At 64.1% G+C, this 7992-nt stretch carries 8 protein-coding genes and 1 pseudogene; 1 reads left to right on the top strand and 8 read right to left on the bottom strand.

The window, feature by feature from the left end; translation table 11 throughout:
- The 3 genes and pseudogenes from F0Q45_RS22625 to pyk all read right to left on the bottom strand — a co-directional run.
- A pseudogene (locus F0Q45_RS22625) lies at positions 1 to 284 on the bottom strand (hypothetical protein); the annotation flags it as partial.
- Between the two features lie 43 nt (positions 285 to 327).
- Positions 328 to 1206 (bottom strand): acyl-CoA thioesterase II, encoded by an 879-nt coding sequence (locus tag F0Q45_RS22620; protein ID WP_149656045.1) that lies wholly within the window; start codon positions 1204 to 1206, stop codon positions 328 to 330.
- Positions 1207 to 2625: a pyruvate kinase gene (pyk, locus tag F0Q45_RS22615; RefSeq protein ID WP_149656044.1), complete on the bottom strand. Its 1419-nt coding sequence runs from the start codon at positions 2623 to 2625 to the stop codon at positions 1207 to 1209.
- Between the two features lie 198 nt (positions 2626 to 2823).
- Between pyk and F0Q45_RS22610 the strand changes: the two genes are divergently transcribed.
- Entirely contained in the window at positions 2824 to 3573 is a 750-nt protein-coding gene (locus F0Q45_RS22610; protein ID WP_149656043.1) for a cutinase family protein, read from the top strand.
- A 22-nt stretch (positions 3574 to 3595) separates the two neighbouring features.
- On the opposite strand, the gene F0Q45_RS22605 is transcribed toward F0Q45_RS22610, so the two are convergent.
- From F0Q45_RS22605 to trpB, 5 genes are all read right to left on the bottom strand, one after another.
- On the bottom strand, positions 3596 to 4039 hold the full coding sequence (locus F0Q45_RS22605; RefSeq protein ID WP_149656042.1) for a DUF2752 domain-containing protein: 444 nt from the start codon (positions 4037 to 4039) through the stop codon (positions 3596 to 3598).
- On the bottom strand, positions 4029 to 4457 hold the full coding sequence (locus tag F0Q45_RS22600) for a TM2 domain-containing protein (protein WP_373425066.1): 429 nt from the start codon (positions 4455 to 4457) through the stop codon (positions 4029 to 4031). Before F0Q45_RS22600 ends, F0Q45_RS22605 begins: the two co-directional genes overlap by 11 nt.
- 46 nt (positions 4458 to 4503) lie before the next feature.
- Positions 4504 to 6015 (bottom strand): prolipoprotein diacylglyceryl transferase, encoded by a 1512-nt coding sequence (locus F0Q45_RS22595; protein WP_149656040.1) that lies wholly within the window; start codon positions 6013 to 6015, stop codon positions 4504 to 4506.
- Positions 6012 to 6824 (bottom strand): tryptophan synthase subunit alpha, encoded by an 813-nt coding sequence (gene trpA / locus F0Q45_RS22590; RefSeq protein ID WP_149656039.1) that lies wholly within the window; start codon positions 6822 to 6824, stop codon positions 6012 to 6014. Before trpA ends, F0Q45_RS22595 begins: the two co-directional genes overlap by 4 nt.
- Positions 6821 to 7992: tryptophan synthase subunit beta (gene trpB, locus F0Q45_RS22585; RefSeq protein ID WP_149656038.1), on the bottom strand; the 1172-nt coding region annotated here is incomplete at its 5' end. The genes trpB and trpA, both read right to left, overlap by 4 nt.

The raw sequence follows: 7992 nt of genomic DNA, 5'->3' as shown, positions 1-7992 counted from the left end.
GCGGCCGCAATAGCATGCATCGCCGTGACTGGACGACCCAGGAAAATGCCGCGCGCGATCAAAGCCACCGCCGCCAGAATCGTCAGCGACCAACTCAGCCGCCCGGCGGCCTGCCAGGACTCGTGGCGGTAGTTGCGGGTCAGCAGCGCAATGAGCCAGCATGCCGCGCAAAACACCGCCAACGCGCCAACGAAACGGGCCGTGAGCGAGTCGACGTGAACGACGACGCGTTCGCGCGCGCGAACACTCGATACTGCGTCAACTAACGAATTCTTCACACTCACCTCTCGATGAGAGCCGCTCGCTACCGGGAACGTTACGCCTGACCTATCGGCGCGCGGCGGGAAAGTATTTCAGAACGCCCTCTTGCACCACCGTCGCGATCAGCTGCCCGGCACGGTCGAAGAAATGCCCCGTGCCCAGCCCGCGTGAATCTGCGGCAACCGGAGACGAGGTCGAATACAGCACCCAGTCGTCGAAATCGACCTGCCGGTGAAACCACACCGAGTGGTTGGTCGACGCCGCAAAGATGCGGTCGAAGCCCCAGGACAGCCCGTGGGTGGTGATCACCGAGTCCAGCACGGTCGTGTCCGAGGAATACAACATCGTCGCAGTGTGCAGCACGGGGTCGTCGGGCATCGAGCCTCCAGCTTTAAGCCAGACCCGGTTGTAGGGAAGCCGATCACCCTTTTCCCGCATGACCCAGGACGGGTCGTTGGTGTAGCGCCACTCGATGGGTTGCAACGCGTTGACGAAATGCGGGACGGTCTCCTCATAGCCGCGCAGCAGCTCGCCAATTGACGGCCGGGTGTGCGGCTCGGCCACCTCCGGCGGATCAACCGAGTGCTCGAGCCCGGGACCGCCGGACATGTAGGAGATCATCGCCGAGGACAACAAGGTGCCGTCCTGGATCGCCTCGACGCGTCGGTTGGCGAATCGACGCTCATCGCGTAGTCGCACCACGTGAAATTCGATGTCCTTGGTGATGTCGCCACCGTTGATGAAATGCACCGAGAGCGCGCCAGGGGGCAAGTCCTGGCGGGTCAGCGTACGGCTGCTGGCGACGAACGACTGCGCCATGAGCAACCCGCCGAACGTGCGCAGCGGGTTCTTGCTGGGATGGGATCCGATGAACCGGTCGTCGGCGACGCGGTTCAGGTCCAACACCGCCAGCAGTTCTTGGAAATCAGCTGAGCAATCAGACAACTAGACGTCTTCCTCGCCGATCCGGTGCACGTGGATCAGGTTGGTCGAACCGACGGTGCCGGGCGGCGCGCCCGCGACGATGACCACGAGGTCGCCGCGCTTGTAGCGGCCGAGTTCGAGCAGCGACTTGTCGACTTGGCGGATCATGCCGTCGGTCGATTTCATATGCGGCACGATGAATGTCTCGGTGCCCCATGTCATGGCCAGTTGACTGCGTACCTCAGGCAGATCGGTGAAGGCGAGCAACGGCAGCGGCGTGTGCAGCCGGGCCAGCCGTCGCACCGTGTCGCCGGATTGAGTGAAAGCGACTAGGGCCTTGGCGTCGAGTCGCTCGCCGATGTCGCGGGCGGCATAGGAAATCACTCCGCGCTTGGTGCGCGGCACGTGCGTCAGCGGCGGAGCGGCCGTGGAATTTTCTTCGACCGCGCAGATGATCCGCGACATTGTCCGGACCGCCTGCAGCGGATACTTGCCCACCGACGTCTCGCCGGACAACATGAGTGCGTCCGCGCCATCGAGCACAGCGTTGGCGACATCGGATGCTTCGGCACGGGTGGGCCGCGAACTTTCGATCATCGAGTCGAGCATCTGAGTCGCGACGATGACCGGCTTGGCGTTTTCCCGGGCCACCTGGATGGCCCGCTTCTGCACTAGCGGCACCTCTTCCAGCGGCAGCTCGACTCCCAGGTCGCCGCGCGCCACCATGACAGCGTCGAAGGCCAGCACGATGGCTTCCAGGTTGTCGATCGCTTCGGGCTTCTCTAGCTTGGCGATCACCGGAACCCGCCGCCCAATCCGATCCATCACCTCGTGGACGAGTTCCACGTCCGACGGCGAACGCACGAAGGACAGTGCCACCATGTCAACGCCGAGGTTCAGCGCAAACGTGAGATCCTCGATGTCTTTTTCCGACACCGCGGGTACGGAGACGTTCATGCCGGGCAAGGAAATTCCCTTGTTGTTGCTCACCGGACCGCCCTCGACGACAGTGCACACCACATCGTCGCCGTCGACGTGATCGACCACTAATCCGAGCTTGCCGTCGTCGATCAGCAGGCGATCACCGGCGGTCGCGTCCTGAGCCAGCCTTCGGTACGTGGTGGACACCCGCTCGGGGCCGCCGTCGCATTCACCGACGGTGATCCGTACCGTATCGCCGTCTGCCCAGTAGGTCGGTCCGCTGGCGAAGCGCCCCAACCTGATCTTTGGGCCTTGCAGGTCGGCGAGCACACCAACCGCGCGCCCGGTGGCATCGGAAGCCGACCGAACCCGCTTGTAGGCGGCTTCGTGATCGACATAGTCGCCGTGACTGAAGTTCATTCGGGCGACGTCCATTCCGGCTTCCACCAGCGCTCTGACCATGTCGTCCGATTGAGTGGCCGGCCCGAGAGTGCAGACGATCTTCCCACGTCTCGTCACGACGTCACAGCATAGTCGCGCTTAGCTGGCTGCGGGGCGCCGCGCTGATACGGCCCATCACTTCGGCTGCCGCCACAAGGCGAGCACGGAGCGCCCGTTCGAGGAGGCGCGACGCCGGATCTATCGCGTCCGCGCGCTACTGGACGTCAGAGCAGCAAAAAAAATGCTGAAAGATTCTTAGTTTGAGAGACTGCTCCTATGGGCACCTACAGCGGCATGATCGCATCTCACCTCGTTCGTTTCGTTGGTCCTGCGGTGATGACAGCGTGGGGCCTTGGCTCGGTAGTTTTACCCGGTTCGCCCGTTCCAGCAGCATCCGCCGGCCCATGCCCGGACGTGGAGGTGGTGTTCGCCCGTGGGACTGGTGAGCCGCCGGGCGTCGGTCCCACCGGTCAGGCTTTCGTCGATTCGCTGCGCTCGCGAGTCGGCGGACAATCGCTCGGGGTATATCCGGTCAACTATCCGGCCAGTGACCAATGGGATACCGGGGTCGAGGGCATTAGAGATGCTGGCGCTCATGTCGTTTCCATGGCGGGGACCTGCCCCCAAACCAAGATGGTGCTGGGCGGTTACTCCCAAGGCGCGGCCGTCATGGGTTTTGTCACCTCGGCTGCCGTGCCCGATGGTGTCGATCCGGCGATCGTACCCAAGCCGCTGTCGCCAGACGTTGCCGAACACGTCTCTGCTGTCGTCCTCTTCGGACTCCCGAATGGTCGGGCGATGAACTTCCTCGGCGAGCCGCAGGTCGTGATTGGTCCCACGTATCAGGCAAAGACCATCAAGGTGTGCGTCTTCGAAGATCCGGTGTGCTCTGACGGACTGAACTTCGCCGCACACGACACCTACGCAGCAGACGGATCGGCGATCGAGCAAGGGGTGACTTTTGCCGCGAGTCGGCTTGGCGCCGCGCCGGGTGGGCCACCAGCCCCGTCCGGCTTCGGTAACTAAGCTGGGGCCGCGCCGGATAGCGTCAAAGACTTACCACGGCAGGCGCCAGCGGGAAGCCGGGCAGGTTGCGTAGCACGGTCCATACCGTCATCGCTACCAGCAGCGTGACGATGGCAGCTATCGGCCACACCGATTGGCCATGGCGCCGGCGTAGCACGATCCACCCGGCCAGGGTCGGGATACCGACCAGCAAGAACACGTTGTCGTTGATGCTGGCCGCAAGATCGCCGTGCAACAGATCGTGAGTCATCCGGAGGCCTCCGCAGGCCGGGCAGTCCCAGCCAGTGAGCGACTTGAACGGGCACTGCGGGTACAGGGCGTGGGTGCGGTGCGGGTCCACCAAGCCGACGTAGCCGAGCGCGCCGGCCAGCAGCACCGCCGAACCGGCAGTTGCGTAGAGACGACGAAGACGGTGGCCGCGCTGGTCGCGTTCCCCCGATGCCCCCGAACCCGGGTTAGGTTCCATCGCGCAACGGGCGACCCCACGGATCGCGAACCTTGTCGGTCAGTATCAGCACCGCGTCGATGACGCCCCAAATGATGGCGCCCAGTCCGCACGTCAACCAGCCGACGAGCAGTTGCGCAATACCCATCCCGGTGTGCCCCAGGTAGATGCGACCGATACCGGCGATACCGAACAGCCCCAACAGTTGCAGCAGCCCCGCGACCGTCTTCGACTTGTCCGACAGAGGTTGCCCGGTAACAGGATGCCGACCGAAGGGTGCGGACGGGTCCACATAAGGGAACGGGCCGTGATAACCGCCAGGCGCGGAGTTCTCCGGATAGTACGGCGGAGGGAAAGGCGGCGGATATCCGGATTGCTGCTGTGGCGAGCCGGGCTCTGCCGCACTCGACTGGTCAGTCACCGTTTCAGGATGCCAGATGTGGTGTTTCGTGCGCGAGCCACACGTGCAGCGGGGTGATCGGCCGCTAGTTGCGGGACCGCTGCCGCCGGTTCCGCAGTCGTGCCCACCAGCCCGGCCGCGGTGCGCCGGGGCTGTCGGCTGCGCCGTCCTGTTTCTCAGCTTCTTCAGCTGCTGCGGCGTCTGCGGCTGCGGGCTCGACCTCCGACCCAGGCGACACGGCGTGCTCCGAATCGGTCATCGCGACTTCGGTGGCCGCAGTGTCGACATCCGGTGCCGGCTCAGGCTCATCGGCCGCTTCTATCTCAGCCTGGTGGACCTCAGGCTCGGCAGCATCGGCCGCAGCCAGCTGCGGCTCAGCACCATCAGCTTCTCTGGACGGGGACGCTGCAGAGTCCGAACTCGGCTCAGGTTCCCCGGCTCTGGGCTCTTGCGTAGCAGTCTGGAACGGGGCCGCCTCGGCAATCTGTGGCTGCTGAGCCTGCTGGGCTTCGGCCTGTTCGGATTCGGTCTCCGCGACTTGGGCCGTCGCGGCTTCCGGATCGGCTGCGTCGAGAGCTGTCACCGTTTCTGCCGACTCAACCGGTTCTCCATCGGCGTGGGTCACAGGTGCTACTGCAGTGATCGCACTGGATGCAACGCTGGAACCCGCAGCGACGGCCGCGCGCTCGGCTGCGGGCTCAGGTTCCACGGTATCTTCGGCATCAGCGCCTTTGCCCCGCACGGTCGCCGGGTCCTCACGGCCCTTCGGAGCCAGCATCACGTACACGACTGCGCCGATGAATACGAAAGTCGATGTGAACAAATTGATCCGGATGCCAGCGATGTGTGTCGCCGTGTCATCACGCAGCAACTCGACACCGAATCGCCCAACGCAGTACAGCGCAACGTAGAGCCCGAACAATCGACCATGGCCGATGGTGAAGCGCCGGTCCAGATAGATCAGCGCTGCGAATACCATTATATTCCAGATCAATTCGTACAGGAATGTCGGCTGCACTACGGCTGCGAGTCGTCCCGTCGAGACTCCGTCGAGTGAATGGACGTCGATGAATCCGGCGGGATCCCGGCGGTAAAAAACTTCCAGCCCCCACGGCAGTGTGGTTTCGCGGCCGTACAGCTCCTGGTTGAAGTAGTTTCCGAGCCGGCCGATGGCCTGTGCCAAGACGACTCCGGGGGCGACCGCATCCATGAAGGACGGGAGCGGAATCCTGCGACGCCGACAGCCGATCCACGCCCCGACCGCACCGAGGGCTACCGCACCCCAAATGCCCAACCCGCCGTCCCAGATCCGCAGCGCCGCATCAATCCCGGCGCCCCCCTGACCAAAATACGTCTGCCAATCCGTGGCCAGGTGATAAAGCCGGCCGCCGATCAAACCGAACGGCACCATCCACAAGGCGATGTCGTAGACCACACCGCGCTCTCCGCCACGCGCGACAAAGCGCCGGTCGCCGATAATCAGGGCGACGATGATGCCGGCGATGATGAACAGGGCATACGCACGAATGGGTAACGGTCCCAGGTGCCACACCCCACGCGGTGGGCTCGGCAAGTACGCGAGCCACGTTGTCGTCATGCGGACGTCCTCTCGCGCACCCCCACAGCAAGTTCCTTCGTCAGAGCGCCCAACCGTGGCAAGCCCTCACCCAGCGCCGACACCAACGCCGAACCGACAATCACCCCGTCGGCATAGCATCCGATCTGCGCAGCCTGCTCTCGCGATCGCACACCCAATCCGACACCGACAGGTATGTCAGACACTGCCTTCACCTTTCGCACCAGCTCGGGCGCGGCTTGCGACACCGCATCGCGCGCCCCCGTCACCCCCATGGTCGACGCCGCGTAGACGAATCCACGCGACGCCGCGACGGTTTTCGCCAGTCGTTCGGGCGTCGACGAGGGCGCCACCAGAAAAATCCGGTCCAATCGATGCTCGTCAGATGCCGCAAACCAGAGCTGTGCCTCGTCGGGAATGAGGTCAGGCGTGATCAGACCCTGCCCGCCGGCGGCCGCCAGATCCCGCGCGAATGCGTCAACCCCATAGCGCAGCACCGGATTCCAATACGTCATCACCACCGCATTTCCACCGGCCCGGCTGATTGCCTCGACTGCGGCCAACGTGTCCCGGACTCGTACGCCGGCACTTAGTGCCGCCTCAGTGGCCCGCTGGATGGTAGGCCCGTCCATACCCGGGTCCGAGTACGGAACTCCGACTTCCACAATGTCGCAACCAGATTCGACTAGGGCGAGCATCGCCTCCACGGAGGTGCGGACGTCGGGATAGCCGGTGGGCAGGTAGCCGATCAGCGCTGCGCGACCGTCCGCCCGGCATGAATCAAAGAGCGCTCCAAGCCTGCTTGCCTCGCGTTGTTCGACCGTCATCACAGGAGCTCAAACCACTTGGCGGCCGTCTCAACATCTTTGTCGCCCCGCCCGGACAGGTTCACCACAATGACAGCGTCCCTTCCTAATTCGACACCCAGCTGAAGAGCGCCAGCCACCGCGTGCGCGGATTCGATGGCCGGGATGATGCCTTCGCTACGACACAACAGGCCGAATGCCTGCATGGCTTCCGAGTCGGTGATCGGACGGTAGCTGGCGCGTCCTAACTCCCTGAGCCAGGCGTGTTCAGGGCCTACCCCCGGATAGTCCAGACCCGCTGAGATCGAATGAGATTCGATGGTCTGCCCATCTTCGTCTTGCAACAGGTACGAGAACGATCCCTGGAAGGCTCCGGGCGAACCTCCGGTGAACGTTGCCGCGTGCCGTCCGGTCTCCACACCGTCACCGGCGGCCTCGTATCCGACCAACCGAACCCCGGGATCGTCGAGGAACGCATGAAAGATCCCGATGGCATTGGATCCGCCCCCGACACACGCCACGACGGCGTCCGGCAACCTGCCAACCTGATCCCGGATTTGCACGCGTGCCTCCATCCCGATGATCCGCTGGAAGTCGCGCACCATGGTCGGGAAGGGATGCGGTCCGGCTGCAGTGCCGAAGCAGTAGTAGGTGTTGTCAGCGTTGGTGACCCAATCGCGGAACGCCTCATTGATGGCGTCCTTGAGTGTTTGCGAACCGGTCTGCACCGAGACGACCTCGGCGCCGAGCAGGCGCATCCTGGCCACGTTGAGCGCCTGTCGGGCGGTGTCGACGGCGCCCATGTAGATGACGCAGTCCAAGCCCAGCAGTGCGCAAGCGGTGGCAGTGGCCACCCCGTGCTGGCCGGCCCCGGTCTCGGCGATGACCCGGCTTTTTCCCATCCGGCGAGCCAGCAATGCCTGACCGAGCACGTTGTTGATCTTGTGAGAACCGGTGTGGTTCAGGTCTTCTCGCTTCAAGAAGATGCGTGCCGAGCCGGCGTGCTCGCTGAGCCGGGTTGCTTCGTAGAGCGGCGAGGGCCGGCCGGCATAGTTAGCCTGCAGCTTGTCCAATGTGTCCAAGAAATCTTGGTTGACCCGCTCCTTTTCGTAGGCAACGGTGACCTCCTCGATCACCGCCATCAGCGCCTCGGGGACGTAGCGGCCACCAAACACGCCGAAATGACCGCGCG

This window comes from Mycobacterium simiae (assembly GCF_008370645.1).
Classification (GTDB): Bacteria; Actinomycetota; Actinomycetes; order Mycobacteriales; family Mycobacteriaceae; genus Mycobacterium; species Mycobacterium simiae_A.
The sequence above is the reverse complement of the archived record's forward strand: the minus strand, read 5'-3'. Positions and strand labels throughout refer to the sequence as shown.

What these genes read in the sequence shown, in the direction of transcription:
- F0Q45_RS22610 (WP_149656043.1), top strand. Translation starts at nt 2,824, where the DNA reads ATGGGCACCTACAGCGGCATGATCGCATCTCACCTCGTTCGTTTCGTT.
- F0Q45_RS22605 (WP_149656042.1), bottom strand. Translation starts at nt 4,039, where the DNA reads ATGGAACCTAACCCGGGTTCGGGGGCATCGGGGGAACGCGACCAGCGC.
- F0Q45_RS22595 (WP_149656040.1), bottom strand. Translation starts at nt 6,015, where the DNA reads ATGACGACAACGTGGCTCGCGTACTTGCCGAGCCCACCGCGTGGGGTG.